Annotated in this window: 13 protein-coding genes and 1 tRNA gene; 10 read left to right on the top strand and 4 right to left on the bottom strand. The window is 64.7% G+C overall.

The features are described from left to right. The first annotated feature begins 20 nt into the window (after nt 1–20). Genes AC1MCA_RS08580 through AC1MCA_RS08560 form a run of 5 tightly spaced genes read left to right on the top strand, consistent with a single transcriptional unit; the run spans nt 21 to nt 5,602 of the window. The gene (locus AC1MCA_RS08580) at nt 21–1,127 is read left to right on the top strand and encodes a carbohydrate ABC transporter permease (protein WP_479802693.1); all 1,107 of its coding nucleotides are present in this window, start codon (nt 21–23) and stop codon (nt 1,125–1,127) included. Further along, a complete protein-coding gene (locus AC1MCA_RS08575; protein WP_479802691.1) occupies nt 1,124–2,074 on the top strand; it encodes a carbohydrate ABC transporter permease in 951 nt (316 codons plus the stop codon). Before AC1MCA_RS08580 ends, AC1MCA_RS08575 begins: the two co-directional genes overlap by 4 nt. Further along, nucleotides 2,074–3,516, top strand: coding sequence for a GH1 family beta-glucosidase (locus tag AC1MCA_RS08570; RefSeq protein ID WP_479802689.1), 1,443 nt, complete (start codon nt 2,074–2,076; stop codon nt 3,514–3,516). The genes AC1MCA_RS08575 and AC1MCA_RS08570 overlap by 1 nt, the downstream gene beginning before the upstream one ends. A 49-nt stretch (nt 3,517–3,565) precedes the next feature. Continuing rightward, nucleotides 3,566–4,582, top strand: coding sequence for a LacI family DNA-binding transcriptional regulator (locus AC1MCA_RS08565; protein WP_479802687.1), 1,017 nt, complete (start codon nt 3,566–3,568; stop codon nt 4,580–4,582). Between the two features lie 3 nt (nt 4,583–4,585). Then, entirely contained in the window at nt 4,586–5,602 is a 1,017-nt protein-coding gene (locus AC1MCA_RS08560; protein WP_479802685.1) for a Gfo/Idh/MocA family protein, read from the top strand. Here the strand turns inward: AC1MCA_RS08560 and AC1MCA_RS08555 are convergent. After that, entirely contained in the window at nt 5,599–6,726 is a 1,128-nt protein-coding gene (locus AC1MCA_RS08555) for an FUSC family protein (protein WP_479802683.1), read from the bottom strand. The two genes, AC1MCA_RS08560 and AC1MCA_RS08555, sit on opposite strands and share 4 nt — an antisense overlap. A 282-nt stretch (nt 6,727–7,008) precedes the next feature. On the opposite strand from AC1MCA_RS08555, the gene pstS reads away from it, so the two are divergent. The 4 genes from pstS (at nt 7,009) to pstB (ending at nt 11,120) form a co-directional block, all read left to right on the top strand. Beyond that, the gene (pstS, locus tag AC1MCA_RS08550) at nt 7,009–8,127 is read left to right on the top strand and encodes a phosphate ABC transporter substrate-binding protein PstS (protein ID WP_479802681.1); all 1,119 of its coding nucleotides are present in this window, start codon (nt 7,009–7,011) and stop codon (nt 8,125–8,127) included. Nucleotides 8,128–8,231: 104 nt separating this feature from the next. Beyond that, nucleotides 8,232–9,164, top strand: coding sequence for a phosphate ABC transporter permease subunit PstC (gene pstC, locus AC1MCA_RS08545; RefSeq protein ID WP_479802679.1), 933 nt, complete (start codon nt 8,232–8,234; stop codon nt 9,162–9,164). After that, the gene (pstA, locus tag AC1MCA_RS08540; RefSeq protein WP_479802677.1) at nt 9,165–10,277 is read left to right on the top strand and encodes a phosphate ABC transporter permease PstA; all 1,113 of its coding nucleotides are present in this window, start codon (nt 9,165–9,167) and stop codon (nt 10,275–10,277) included. A gap of 63 nt (nt 10,278–10,340) precedes the next feature. Next, entirely contained in the window at nt 10,341–11,120 is a 780-nt protein-coding gene (gene pstB / locus AC1MCA_RS08535) for a phosphate ABC transporter ATP-binding protein PstB (protein ID WP_479802675.1), read from the top strand. A gap of 223 nt (nt 11,121–11,343) precedes the next feature. Here pstB and AC1MCA_RS08530 read toward each other — a convergent pair whose 3' ends face one another. The 3 genes from AC1MCA_RS08530 to AC1MCA_RS08520 all read right to left on the bottom strand — a co-directional run bounded on the left by AC1MCA_RS08530 (nt 11,344) and on the right by AC1MCA_RS08520 (nt 13,916). Beyond that, entirely contained in the window at nt 11,344–12,357 is a 1,014-nt protein-coding gene (locus AC1MCA_RS08530; RefSeq protein WP_479802673.1) for an inorganic phosphate transporter, read from the bottom strand. 1 nt (nt 12,358) lies between these two features. Further along, a complete protein-coding gene (locus tag AC1MCA_RS08525; protein WP_108597651.1) occupies nt 12,359–12,976 on the bottom strand; it encodes a DUF47 domain-containing protein in 618 nt (205 codons plus the stop codon). Nucleotides 12,977–13,256: 280 nt separating this feature from the next. Then, complete coding sequence (locus AC1MCA_RS08520) at nt 13,257–13,916, bottom strand: hypothetical protein (RefSeq protein ID WP_479802671.1); 660 nt, start codon at nt 13,914–13,916, stop codon at nt 13,257–13,259. 202 nt (nt 13,917–14,118) lie between these two features. Between AC1MCA_RS08520 and AC1MCA_RS08515 the strand changes: the two genes are divergently transcribed. Beyond that, a tRNA-Lys gene (locus AC1MCA_RS08515) sits at nt 14,119–14,191 on the top strand. Nucleotides 14,192–14,271 lie beyond the last annotated feature (80 nt).

The raw sequence follows: 14,271 nt of genomic DNA, 5'->3' as shown, positions 1-14,271 counted from the left end.
CGATGGACTGCGAGAGCCCCATGACAACTACGCTGAACCGGTCCGCAAAGCCTGCGGTCAAAACCCAACCCACCTTCAAGCAACGCCTGAGCATCTTCGACGTCAAGGCATCCCCCTACTTCTACGTCGCGCCGTTCTTCATCCTCTTTGCCCTCGTGGGCCTGTTCCCTCTGGTCTACACATTCTTTGTGAGCCTCTTTGACTGGCACCTGCTCAAGGGCCAGGGACAGTTTGTGGGACTGGAGAACTTCGCCGAGGTCCTGCAGGACCGCTTCTTCTGGAACTCCCTCTTCAACACCATGAGCATTTTCCTGCTCTCGGCCGTCCCGCAGCTCGCCGTCGCACTGTTCCTGGCGGCGGTGCTGGACCAGAACCTTCGGGCCAAGACCTTCTGGCGCATGAGCATCCTGCTGCCATACATCGTGACCCCGGTGGCGGTGGCCATGATCTTCACCAACATGTTCGGTGAGCAGTACGGCCTGATCAACAACATCCTGGGCAACTTCGGCCTCGATCCGGTGATGTGGAAGAACGAAACCCTGCCGAGCCACATCGCCATCGCCACCATGGTGAACTGGCGCTGGACAGGCTACAACGCACTGATCCTGCTGGCGGCCATGCAGGCAGTGCCGCGCGACCTGTACGAATCGGCGGCCCTCGACGGCGCCGGTGCCGTCCGGCGGTTCTTCAGCATCACGCTGCCCAGCATCAGGCCCACCATGGTCTTTGTGGTCATCACGGCCACCATCGGAGGCCTCCAGATCTTCACCGAACCCAGGCTGTTCGATCCCGCCACGGCCGGCGGATCGCAGCGACAGTTCCAGACCACCGTCCTGTACCTCTGGGAGATGGCCTTCCAGCGCCAGAACTTCGGCAAAGCCTCAACCATCGCGTGGCTGCTCTTCCTGATCATTGTGCTGTTCGGCCTCATCAACTACCTGATCTCGCGCCGGATCGCGACCGCGGATGCGGCAAAACTGTCCCGGCGTGCCCGGAAATTGGCTGCCGGCGCGAACGCGTCCGGCCGTAACGCGTCCGGCCGTAACGCGTCCGGCCATAACCCGTCCGGCCGTAGCGCTGACGGCAAGAGCGGTTCAAGCACGCAGGCTGAAAGGACTGACCGATGAGCATTATCGATCGCGCGGAGTCTGTCTCCGCCGAGGCTTCACCTGCCAATACTTCCGCGGCAAGGACGTCGCCGGCAGAGGAGGCCCGGAAGGGGAGTGCCGGCGCCCTCCGGAAGCGGTTCTTCGGCACCGGGGTGCGCCCTGGTTTCCTCAGCTACGGGCTTCTCCTGGCTTTCCTGATCTCCTCCGCCTACCCGCTGTGGTGGTCCGTGGTGATCGGCAGCAGGTCCAACGAGGCCCTGGGCGAGACGTGGCCGCCGCTGCTGCCCGGTGGAAACTTCTGGACCAACGTGGGCGAGGTTTTCGACACCGTCCCGTTCTGGCTCGCGCTCGGAAACAGCGTCCTGATCTCCGGAATCATCACCATCTCCGTGGTGGGCTTCTCCACCCTCGCCGGCTACGCCTTTGCCAAGCTGAGGTTCCGCGGCCGCAACGGCCTCATGCTGATGGTGGTTGCCACCATGGCCATCCCCACCCAGCTGGGTATCATCCCGCTGTTTATGGTCATGCGGACCCTTGGCTGGACAGGCGAGGTCGGCGCCGTCGTGGTTCCAACACTGGTGACCGCCTTCGGCGTCTTCTTCATGCGGCAATACCTGGTGGACGTCATTCCCGACGAACTCATTGAATCCGCCCGCATGGACGGCGCCACCATGATCTCCACGTTCTGGCACGTTGCCATCCCCGCCGCCCGCCCCGCAATGGCCATCCTGGGGCTGTTCACGTTCATGACGGCATGGACGGACTTCCTCTGGCCGCTGCTGGTGCTCGACGCCGGCAACCCCACCTTGCAGACGGCGCTCAGCCAGCTGCAGTCCGCCCGTTACGTGGACTACTCGGTGGTCCTGGCCGGCGCGGTGCTGGCCACCCTGCCGTTGCTGGTGCTGTTCGCGCTGGCCGGTAAACAACTCATTTCAGGAATCATGCAAGGAGCAGTGAAGGGCTAATGCCACATTCGACATACTCGCGGCAATGGCCGGAAGGCTTCCTTTGGGGATCTGCGACGGCGGCGGCCCAGATTGAGGGGGCCGGTCACCAAGGCGGCAAGGAGGACTCCGTGTGGGACCACTTTGCCAGGATTCCGGGTGCCATCGCCAAGGGCGAGAACCTGGAGCAGGCGGTGGACCACTACCACCGGATGCCCCAGGACGTTGCGCTGATGAAGGAACTGGGGCTGGACTCCTACCGCTTCTCCACCAGCTGGGCACGTGTCCGGCCGGGGGACCGTGCGGCCAACCCGGAGGGCCTGGACTTCTATTCACGCCTCGTGGATGAACTCCTGGAGGCAGGGATCATGCCCTGGCTGACCCTCTACCACTGGGACCTGCCGCAGGCAGTGGAGGAGAAGGGCGGCTGGGCGGACAGGGACACCGCCTACCGGTTCGTAGAGTACGCACATGACGTCTACACGGTGCTGGGGGACAGAGTCCGGCACTGGACCACCTTCAACGAACCGTTCTGCTCCTCGTTGCTGGGCTACGGCTCGGGCGTCCACGCGCCGGGCCGCCAGGAGCCCCGGGCGGCCATCGCTGCGGTCCACCACCAGCACCTGGCCCACGGCCTGGCTGTGAACGCCCTGCGCGAACGTGGCGCCCAGCACCTGGGAATCACCCTCAACCTGAGCAACTCCATCCCGCGCGACCCCCAGGACCCTATCGACCTGGATGCCGCCCGGCGCTTCGACTCCCTGCAGAACCGGATCTTCCTCGATCCCATCCTGCGCGGCAGCTACCCGGAGGACACGCTGCGCGACCTCGCGCCGTTCGGCCTGGCGGAACTTATCCTCCCCGGCGACCTGGAGGCAATCAGTGCGCCCCTGGATTTCCTGGGCGTGAACCATTACCACGATGACCTCATCAGCGGCCACGCGGATGACGCCGGGAGCGACGGACACTCCGGGGGAGCGGAACGTGTTGCGGCCTCGCCGTGGATCGGGTCCGAGGACATTGCCTTTCCCAGCCGCGGGCTGCCGCGGACAGCCATGAACTGGGAAGTAAACCCCGATGGGCTACGGAAACTGCTGGTCCGACTCGGCGCGGAGTACCCCACCCTCCCGCCGCTCTACATCACCGAAAACGGCGCCGCCTACGAGGACACGGTCAGCCCCGACGGCGCCGTGCATGACGGGGAACGCACCGGCTTCATCCTCGACCATATCGCCGCGGTGGGAGAAGCGATCGAGCAGGGCGCGGACGTGCGCGGGTACTTCGTGTGGTCCCTGCTGGACAATTTCGAGTGGTCCTGGGGATATGGGAAGCGTTTCGGGATTGTGCGCGTGGACTACACCACGTTCGAGCGCACCATCAAGGACAGCGGCCACGCCTATTCAGGACTGATAGCGGAGGCAAAACGCGCTGCATCCCGGCTTCCGGACTCTCTGCCTGCCTAAACTGAAGTACCGGGCGCAAGCCCGCTCAACCTCACGGAGCGAAGAAAAAGTGAAGCAAGACACCAGCGGCAGCCGGCCGGCGCCCACCCTTGAGATGGTGGCCGCCCTGGCCGGCGTGTCGCGGGCCACCGTCTCACGGGTGGTTAACGATGTGCCCAGCGTGGACGAGGACATCGCCGCGAAGGTCCGCCAGGCCATCCTGGCGGTGAACTACACACCAAACCGCGCAGCCCGCTCCCTGGCCAGCCGCAGGCCCAACTCCGTGACCCTGATCGTTCCGGAATCCACGTCAAAAGTCTTCGCCGATCCGTTTTTCGCCTCGGTTGTCCAGGGCGTGGCGCTCTACCTGGCGGACACCGATTACACGCTGAACATGGTGATTGCCTCAGAGGCCAAGCCCGAGAAAACCAGGGCGTTCCTGCTCGGCGGCAACGTTGCAGGCGCACTGGTGGTCTCGCACCACGCGGGCGACCGCTCGTGGTCCCATGTCAGTGACCACATCCCCATGGTTTTCGCCGGCAGGCCCCTGGCCGAGGGCGGCAGCTACTACGTGGACGTGGACAACGAGGCAGCAGCGGAAGGCGCAACCCGGGTCCTGGTGCAACGCGGACGCACCCACATTGCCACGATCGCCGGGCCCCAGGACATGCCACCAGGCGTGGACAGGCTCGCGGGCTGGAGGAATGCCCTCGACGCGGCCGGACTGGACGATTCACTGGTGGAATATGGCGATTTCACCCTCTCCTCAGGGGCCAAGGCGATGCGGCGGCTGCTGGAACGCGGCAAGCCGCTGGATGGGCTTTTTGTCGCCAACGACCAGATGGCTGCAGGGGCGTACACGGTCCTCCAGGAATGCGGACTGAAGATTCCCGGCGATGTAGCGGTGGTGGGATTCGACGACGACTCCTTTGCAACCTCCGTGAATCCGCAGCTGACAACCGTTCACCACCCCATCATCGAGATGGGCAAAAGGATGGCCGAGGTCCTCGTGGAACTGATCGAGGGCAAGCCCGCCGACCGCGTTACTCGTATCCCCACCTCGCTCGTCATCCGTGATTCCGCCTGACCCGTGAGGAAACCTGACGAACATCCCCTCGGGTGGGGAGTGGTGGCCACCGGCCGGATCGCCCACCGGGTGACCCGTGACCTGGCCCTCCTGGAAGGCGCCGTCCTGCAGGCAGTGAGCTCACGCAGTGCCGCCGCCGCGAAGGACTTCGCCGGGCGATACGGCATCGCTGCCAGCTACCACGACCAGCCTGCAGAGAATGGGTACGCGCAGCTCTTCGCCGATCCCCTCGTGGACGTGGTCTACATCGCCACGCCGCACGCCCAGCACTTCGAGGTTGCCAAGGCGGCCCTCGAAGCCGGGAAACATGTGCTGTGCGAGAAACCCCTTACCGTTAATGCCCGGGAAGCCCGCGAACTCACGTCACTGGCGGGTGCGCGGAAGCTGTTCCTGATGGAGGCGGTGTGGACCCGGTTCCTGCCCGCAACCCGGCGCGCCCTGGACCTGATCCGGAGCGGAGGAATCGGCGAAGTCCGCTGGCTGCAGGCCGATCTCGGATTCGCCGCGGCCTACGATCCGCAGGACCGCCTCTGGGATCCGGCGGCCGGGGGCGGAGCCCTCCTGGACCTCACGGTCTACCCGCTGACCTGGGCCGTCAGCACCCTTGGATTTCCGGCCGGAATCACGGCCGGGGGCCGGCTGAACCAGGACGGCGTGGACGTCCAGAACACCGTGACCCTGCACTACCCGGACGGCGCCGCGGCCCAGTTGGTTTCATCCTTGCAGTCCAACAGCCCCGGTACGGTCACCGTCAGCGGCACGAAGGGCTGGCTCCGCACCGGTTCACCGCTGTACAACCCGCGGAGCCTCCAATACAGCGGTGCGGACGGCGTGGTGCGGACAGAGACGTTCCCCGAGGAGACCGAGGGGTTCATCCACGAACTGAGGGAAGCAGCACGGTGCATCCGGGCCGGGCTGCAGGAAAGCCCGCTGATGCCGTGGGATGAAAGTGTGCGGATCATGCAGCTCCTGGACGACGTCCGGGAACAGCTGGGCCTGCGTTACGCGAACGATTCCTAGAGCCCGGGCAGGACGTCCCGCGCCTCCTGCGCATCCATGCCGGCAGCCTCCAGGAGGTCCACCATCAGCGGCCGGAACAGCATCACCACGGTCTCACCCTCCAGCCGCTCCACCTCCAGCAGTTTGGGGTGGAGCCGCAGGGCAATTTCGCTGAAGTCCTGCCGGGCGGCGCGCAGGTGGGCGCGGCGGACGCCGTCGTGCGTTTCGGCCAGACCGAGCGACAGTTCATCAATCGCGGCAGCGGTTTCCCGGAGGACATCGGCGATGTTTTCCGTGGCTTCATCCGAGAGCGCCGCATGGTTGATGGCGCTGGTGAGCCGGCGGGCAAAAACCCGGCTGTTGCGGAGGGCAAGGTCGATGAAGTCGAGCGACTGCTTGAGCCGGTCCAGCTCGTCCCGGTGCCTGCGGTAAGCCGGCGAGAGCGTTGCCACCTCTCCGGAAGCGCGCAGGGAATGGCGCATGGCGTCCACCAGCGGCTGGCAGTTCCGGCCCCGGACCAGCGCGTGCCAGGCCTTGGTGGAGTCACTTTCAACCAGGGCGGATCCGCATTCGCGCAGCACTTCTGCGAGCTCGTGCAGCAGTTTCCGGACGTCGCTGCGCGGCTCACGGCGTGGATCCTTGGGCACAAGGATGGTCACCAGCAGCGCGAACAGCCCGCCGATGATTGCATCGATGCTGCGCGTGAACGGCCCGCCGGCCGGCGCCGGCAGCAGCACCACCAGAAGCGACTGCAGCCCCAACTGCGTGGTGAAGATGTTGCCACTGTCCAGGAAGCGTGCGAGCAGGATGGAGACAAGAAGTACGACGGCGGCAACCCAGATATCGCCGCCCAGCCAGTGCAGGAGCAGATCACCCACCGCAATGCCGATGGTGCAGCCCAGCCCCACCTCCACCACCCTGCGCAGACGTGGCTCCCGGGAAAAGCCCAGTGCAATCAGCGAGGACGTCGCCGCGAACAAAGGCCCTGAATGCCCCAGTACGTACTCGGCGAACGCGTACGCCCCCACCGCGCAGCCGGTCATCTGAACGGCAGGGAACAGCGAATTGCGGCTGCGGATCAGGCCGGTCCGGATGCGGCCGCGCAGGAAGCGCCTGCTTGCTGAAAGTCCCGCTGCGATGGCCATGGGTTCCAGTCTATTTGCCGCAACCGTCGAATTTCGCGGCCCTTGGCGACACGCCTTATCCCACTACGTCCGGTCCCACTACGTCCGGAAGTGTGACGTGCGCAATGGCAACGCTGCACATGTCGGCCAATATCAAGCCCCCGTTCACCTTCCGTTCACTTTCGGCAGCCAATCCCGTTACCTGTGGCCCCTAAATTCGTTGAAGGTACACAACGTACGCATCGCGCCGCAGGGCATCTCCGGCCCTGCCCGCAACTGAATAACCCTGGAAGGGGTACATCTGTGAAGGCTCTCCGCTTCGGCCGCCACGCGGCTATCGCTGTTATTGCAGCCGGCGCTCTCGCGCTCACCGCCTGTGGCTCAGACAACGCCACCAACACTCCTGCAAACACTGCGTCTGCTTCAGGGCCCAAGGTCACCGGTACTCTGACCGGCATTGGCGCATCCTCCACCGGCGCAGCCATGGACGCGTGGAAGGCCGGCTTCGCCGCCGCCAACTCCGGCGCCACCGTGCAGTACTCCCCGGACGGCTCCGGCGCAGGCCGCAAGGCCATCATCGACGGCTCGGCCCAGTTCGCCGGTTCCGATGCATACCTCAAGGACGAAGAGCTGGCCAGCTCCAAGACCCAGTGCGGCCCCGAAGGCGCCATCAACATCCCGGTTTATATCTCTCCGATCGCCGTGGCCTTCAACCTGCCCGGCATCACCGAGCTGAAGCTCGACGCCACCACCGTAGCCAAAATCTTCCGCGGCGAAATCGCCACCTGGAATGACCCGGCCATCGCGGCCCTGAACCCGGGCGTCACCCTCCCGGACACCAAGGTCACCCCGGTCAACCGCTCTGATGACTCCGGCACCACCACCAACTTCACCGAGTATCTGGCCTCCGCCGCTGCAGAGGTCTGGACCGACAAGGCGTCCGGCATCTGGCCCGCAACCCTGCAGGGCGAGAACGCCAAGGGAACCTCCGGTGTAGTCAAGACCGTCACCGACACCCCGGGCGCCGTGACCTACGCCGATGATTCGGCAGTCGGCGGCAAGCTGGGCACTGCCTCGATCAAGGTTGGCGAAGAGTTCGTCAAGATTTCTGCCGACGCTGCAGCCACGGCTGTTGAAGCCGGTAAGCCCGTCGAAGGCCGCTCCGCCACCGACGTCGCCATCAAGCTGGACCGTAAGACCACCGCAAAGGGTGCCTACCCGGTGGTCCTGGTTTCCTACCACATTGTCTGCTCCACCTACGACAAGCAGGAAACCGTTGATCTGGTCAAGGCCTTCGAAAGCTATGTAGTCTCGGATGCAGGACAGCAGGCAGCTGCTGACTCCGCAAAGTCCGCACCGCTGTCCCCGGCACTGGCCGAGAAGGCTGTCAAGGCCATCGAATCCATCAAGGTTAAGGCCTAGTACCTGTCCCTGAACCACGTTCCCCGCCACGCCGCCAAGGTGGGGCGGGGAACTTGGCTTTTGCAAGCTAGCTGTCTCGCACCACCACAACTGAAGGGTCTTCAATGACCGCCACCTCCCTGAGTTCTTCCCAGGGCGCAGGCCGCGCCGGGGATAAGATCTTTTCCGGTGCCGCCCTGGCCGCCGGATGCCTCATCCTCGCCGTACTGTTCGGCGTGGCACTGTTCCTCGTAGTCCAGGCCATTCCGGCACTGACGGCCCCGGCCGCTGAGATCCAGGGCGGCAAAGGCTTCTTCGCCTACATCTGGCCGATCGTCGTTGGCACGCTCATCGCCGCAGTCATTGCGCTGGTGATCGCCACCCCCATCGCCATCGGAGTAGCGCTGTTCATCTCGCACTTCGCCCCGCGCGGCCTCGCCTCAGCCCTCGGCTACGTAGTGGACCTCCTGGCCGCCATCCCGTCCGTTATCTACGGCGCCTGGGGTGCTGCGTTCCTGGCCAAGGAGATTTCTCCCGCCTACAACTGGCTCGCCGAAAACATGGGCTGGCTGCCCATCTTCCAGGGTCCGGCCTCTGCCACCGGCAAGACCATTCTCACCGCGGGCATTGTGCTCTCGGTGATGGTCCTGCCCATCATCACGTCCCTGAGCCGCGAAATCTTCCTGCAGACCCCCAAGCTCCACGAAGAAGCCGCGCTGGCCCTGGGCGCCACGCGCTGGGAAATGATCAAAATGTCGGTCCTCCCGTTCGCGCGCCCCGGCATCATCAGCGCCGTGATGCTCGGGCTGGGCCGCGCGCTCGGCGAGACCATGGCCGTGGCGCTGGTGCTCTCCTCGGGGGCCCTGACCGCCAGCCTGATCACGTCCGGCAATCAGACCATCGCCGCTGAAATCGCGCTGAACTTCCCGGAAGCCAGCGGCCTCAAGGTCAGTACCCTGATTGCCGCCGGTCTGGTCCTGTTCGTCATCACGCTTGCCGTGAACATGATCGCCCGCTGGATCATCAGCCGGCACAAAGAATTCTCGGGAGCAAACTAAATGTCCTCCACTCTCACGCCGGTGCGCAGCAAGCGCTCAGCCCTGACCAAGGGTCAGTTGCCCCCGTTCGCGCCGTACATCGTTCTGGCCCTGGCGCTCATCATCGGAGCCGCAATCCTGGCACTGATCGGTTTCAACGCCTTCGGCTGGGGAATAGTCTCGGCCATCCTCTTCGCTGCCGGCCTGGTGGGCTGGAGCGCGGTCGTCGAAGGATCACGCAAAGCCAAGGACAAACTGGCCACCTGCCTGGTGGTGGGCTCGTTCCTGATCGCGCTGCTGCCGTTGATTTCCGTGATCTGGACAGTGCTGGTCAACGGCATCCCGGGGCTCATCGCCCCTGGCTTCCTGACCAACTCGATGAACGGCGTCACGGGCGTTTATGACACCCGGGCAGTTGAAGACGGCGCACCCGTCCTCGGCGGTATCTACCATGCGTTGCTGGGCACCATCCAGATCACCCTGGTAGCCACGGTGATCTCTGTACCGGTGGGCCTGCTGACCGCTATCTACCTGGTGGAGTACGGCAACGACGGCCGGCTGGCCCGGGCCATCACGTTCTTCGTGGACGTGATGACCGGCATCCCGTCGATCGTCGCCGGCCTGTTCGCCGCAGCCTTCTTCTTCGCCGTTGTTGGACCGGGGACCAAAACCGGCGCCGTCGCCGCAGTCGCCCTCGCGGTCCTGATGATCCCGGTGGTGGTGCGTTCCAGCGAGGAAATGCTCAAGATCGTCCCCAACGAACTGCGTGAGGCCGCGTACGCGCTCGGCGTGCGTAAGTGGCGCACCATCCTCAAGGTGGTCATTCCGACGGCGATCTCCGGCATCGCGTCCGGCGTCACCCTTGCGATCGCCCGCGTGATCGGCGAGACGGCGCCCATCCTGGTCACCGCCGGGTTCGCCACCAGCATCAACAGCAACGTGTTCGGTGGCTGGATGGCCTCCCTGCCCACGTTCATCTACACCCAGATCCTGAACCCCACGTCGCCGGCGAATCCGGATCCGTCCTCGCAGCGTGCGTGGGGCGCCGCCCTGGTCCTGATCATCCTGGTGATGGTCCTGAACCTCGGTGCCCGGCTGATCGCCAAGGCGTTCGCCCCCAAGACCGGCCGCTGACACTTCCCTCCGGAAGCCGGCACTGCCAAGCTATTTCATATCCAAAGCAAGTGAAGGAACACCATGTCTAAGCGCATCGACGTCAAAGACCTGAACGTGTACTACGGCGATTTCCTGGCCGTGGAGGACGTCAGCATCAATATCGAGGCCAAGTCCGTGACGGCGTTCATCGGCCCTTCAGGCTGCGGAAAGTCCACTTTCCTGCGCACCCTGAACCGTATGCACGAGGTCCTCCCCGGTGCCCGGGTGGAAGGCGAAGTCCTGCTGGACGGCGACAACCTCTACGGTCCCGGCGTTGACCCGGTAACTGTCCGCGCCCAGATCGGCATGGTATTCCAGCGGCCCAACCCGTTCCCCACCATGTCCATCCGCGACAACGTGCTTGCCGGTGTGAAGCTGAACAACAAAAAGATCTCCAAAGGCGAGGCTGACGTCCTGGTGGAGCGTTCCCTGAAAGGCGCCAACCTGTGGAACGAGGTCAAGGACCGGCTGGAAAAGCCCGGCTCCGGCCTGTCAGGCGGCCAGCAGCAACGGCTCTGCATCGCACGGGCCATTGCTGTTGAACCCCAGGTGATCCTGATGGACGAGCCGTGTTCGGCGCTGGACCCGATCTCCACCCTGGCCATCGAAGACCTCATCAATGAGCTCAAGGACCAGTACACCGTGGTGATCGTGACCCACAACATGCAGCAGGCAGCCCGCGTCTCGGACAAGACAGCCTTCTTCAACATCGCCGGCACCGGCAAGCCGGGCAAGCTGATCGAATACGGCAACACCCAGAACATCTTCAGCAACCCCACAGTGAAGGCCACGGAAGACTACGTCTCCGGCCGCTTCGGATAAGCCCCGCCGGCTCCCAGCCTTCGCAAGCTCAGGCAGGGGCCCTCGCCTGCGTGGGCCCACCCGCCGGCTCCCACCCTTCGCAAGCTCAGGCAGGGGCCCTCGCCGGCGTGGGCCCACCCACCGCATCATCACTGCATCGACTGTTCGGGTACCGCCTTGTGAAAGTACACACGGGCGCTGACGGAGCAGTCGATGCGGCGTTTAAGCGTCCGGAAGCGGCCGGCTACGCGCCCAGGGGTGACAAGGCGAGGGCGAACACGAAGGCGCCGGCCGCGGCTGCCAGAGGTGTGAGGATCCACAGCCCGAAAATCTGCATGACGAGCTTCCGGTTGGTGACGGCGAAGTGCTGGTTCTCGCCGGCCCCCAAAACGGACGAGGTCACCGTGTGGGTGGTGGAGAGTGGCAGTTGCAGGGCAATGGCACCGAGGAACAGCATCAATGCGCTGTAGATCTGGGCAACGGAACCACGCAGGGGGTCGACACGGGTGATTTTGTAGCCGATGGTGTGCGAGATCCGCCACCCGCCACATAGCGTTCCCACCGTCAACATCACCGCGGAGAACAGGGCTACCCACACGGGGATAGTATCGCCGTCGGAATAGCCGCCCGCGAACAGCGCAAGCAGCAGCACGGCGCCCACACGCTGGCCGTCCTGCATGCCGTGGCCGAAAGCCACCGCTCCGGCAGCGATGGCCTGGCTGCGGCGGAACCGCTGGTTCACCACGTTGGGCTGCGTGTAGCGGGCCGCCCACGTGGCGGGAAAAACCAGCAGGTACGCGCCCACGTAGGCGATGACGGGCGATAGCAACAGCGGAAGGCCAACCTGGAGCATCAGGGACCGGTCCACGCCGCCCACGCCCGCACCGCCCACCGCCAGGCTGGCAAGTCCGGCCCCGGCCAGTCCGCCCACCAGGGCGTGGGTGGACGAGGCAGGGATGCCGCGCCACCACATGAGCACGCCCCAGGCCGAGGCGCTGGCCAGGCCCGCCAGCAGGATGCTGAGGCCGCTGTCGCCCTCGGGCAGGTGGATCCACGTGTGGCTGACGGCCACGGCCGCAGTGGCACTGAGCAGGGCGCCCAGGAAGTTGAACAGGGCGGCCAGGAGGACGGCCACACTGGGCGTGAGGGCGCGGGTGCGGACCGCAAGCGCCACCGACGTGGAGACGTCGCGGAAGCCGTTGAGGAACGCAAACGTAGCGGTCAACAGGACCACTACGCCGAAAATCACGGCTGTCACGTCATGATTCCTTGACGATAATGCTGCCTACCTGCGTGGCGACGCGGCGCATGCCTTTGGTGACCTCAACCAGCTGGTTGGCGACATCGCGGTTCCGGGAATACTGTGCCCATTTCATTTCCCGGATCATGTCCGCCACCCAGATCCTGTGCGTCCGCTCCGCCCGTTTGGCAAGCCTGAGGATCTCAATCCAGTAGTCCTCAAGGTCATCAAGGTTGTTGAGCCGGCGCATGGCATCCACTGTCAGTTCGGCCTGCCGGCTGATGATCTCAAGCTGGTCCGCCGCGCGTTTGGGCAGCCGCTCCAGCTTGTACAGGTACACGAGCTCGGCAGCGGAGTCAAGGCTTTCGAGCGCTTCGTTGAGGTACCGGGAGAGCGTGTACATGTCCTCTCGGGGAAGGGGATTGACGAAGCTCGTGCGCATGTGGGTCAGCAAAGCGAAGTGCAGTTCGTCGGATTTGGCCTCGTGGTTGTGCATGTCGTCCACGAGCTTCGCGTGCTCGGTTGCGGGGACGCCAAGGATTTCCGCCATGGTGGCGCTGGCGTGCACGATTTGCTGGGCCATGCTCGAGAGCAGCGTCAGCCCGGCGGGCTCTTGGGGGAAAAGGCTCAGCTTCACGTGGTGTACCGGTCTCCGGGCGATGTACTGGTTCGGGGGCCGCCCACTTGTGAATCCACGCAGGCCAGCAGCTGTTGTTGATTCTACCGGGCTGTACCTGGGAGTCCGTCTCTGAGCCTGGAAACACGCAGAAAAATGGTGCCGAACCGGATACGCCTCTCGGCGGTAGGCCGCTCTAGGCGGCTAATTGTTGAAGCCCGGGGGTTTCGCGGCTCGACACCAGTTTCAGTGTTCTACGTTGGTTGGCTCAAGTCAACATTGACAGATGGGCCGCAGTGGGTCAGTCGAGCTCTCCGAGCCGCCAGGCATTTGCCGCGTGTTCCAGATCCTCCGCTGTCTTCACCAGCTGGTGGGAGTTCCGCGTGAGCTTGCTCGCGTGGGCTTCGTTGCCGTGCTCGGCGCCGTCGGCGAGGGTCGCCTGGCCGAGGGCCACTACCCGGCAGAACGCGGCGGACCGCTCCAGCGCGACGTCAAACTCGCCGTCGAACGCTCCGGACAGGATGGCGTCGGCCATGGCCCGCATTTCTTCGGCACCCGGAGGCTCGGCGGCGCCGGCAACCACGTTGGAGACCTGGGCTGTGTCTTTTCCTGCGCGGAAGTACACAGAAATCCGTTCCGGGTCCTGGACGGTCGCGGCCCGGATGGCGTAAAGCCGCCACAGCGCACCAGGGAGGGACCGGGCGGGGCTCTCGGCCCACATCTCGGCGATGGCTTCCAGGCCCTGTTCGTCGGCGAGTTTCACCAGCCGTTCTGTGATGACGGGGTCATCGCTGTCGCGGCCGTGGCGGACCAGTGCCTGGGCAGCAAGGTGCGCAGCCTCCGAGACGCGGGCGGGATCCGCGCCGCCGGCGAAGGGCTCAAAGTCAATGGGCGCGAACGGTTTCGGCTTGTGATGCCTGTTGGCGCCGCCGTAGTGAAAGGCTCCTGTTTGTTCGCTCATGCCCCCACGCTACTCCTGTGCCCTGCGGGAAATCGAGAGTTGCTGCGGCCGGGACGCAGCAGGGACCCGCATCGCTGTTCGTCAGGGTCCCTGAACGTACGACGCTGGCCCGGACCAGCGTGCCAAAGCGGCCGCGTGCGTGCGGTAGAGTGTTTAACGTTCAGAAATGGACTGGGCTGATGGGTCGTTTGACCGTCAGCTGGGGCCTTTAGCTCAGTTGGTAGAGCATCGGACTTTTAATCCGTGGGTCGTGGGTTCGAGCCCCACAGGGCCCACCCGCGGAGAAGACCAGAAGCGATTTTGCTTCTGGTCTTCTTCTTTTAAGTGCCTCGATGCTCAACCCTCGGCATGTGAT

This window comes from Arthrobacter sp. BK1 (genome assembly GCF_056680055.1).
This window is presented reverse-complemented; position numbering and strand designations above follow the sequence as displayed.

Coding starts and splice junctions, on each gene's coding strand:
- AC1MCA_RS08520 (WP_479802671.1), bottom strand. CDS start 13,916: ATGAGCGAACAAACAGGAGCCTTTCACTACGGCGGCGCCAACAGGCAT.
- pstC (WP_479802679.1), top strand. CDS start 8,232: ATGACCGCCACCTCCCTGAGTTCTTCCCAGGGCGCAGGCCGCGCCGGG.
- AC1MCA_RS08555 (WP_479802683.1), bottom strand. CDS start 6,726: ATGGCCATCGCAGCGGGACTTTCAGCAAGCAGGCGCTTCCTGCGCGGC.
- pstB (WP_479802675.1), top strand. CDS start 10,341: ATGTCTAAGCGCATCGACGTCAAAGACCTGAACGTGTACTACGGCGAT.
- AC1MCA_RS08570 (WP_479802689.1), top strand. CDS start 2,074: ATGCCACATTCGACATACTCGCGGCAATGGCCGGAAGGCTTCCTTTGG.
- AC1MCA_RS08580 (WP_479802693.1), top strand. CDS start 21: ATGACAACTACGCTGAACCGGTCCGCAAAGCCTGCGGTCAAAACCCAA.
- AC1MCA_RS08575 (WP_479802691.1), top strand. CDS start 1,124: ATGAGCATTATCGATCGCGCGGAGTCTGTCTCCGCCGAGGCTTCACCT.
- pstA (WP_479802677.1), top strand. CDS start 9,165: ATGTCCTCCACTCTCACGCCGGTGCGCAGCAAGCGCTCAGCCCTGACC.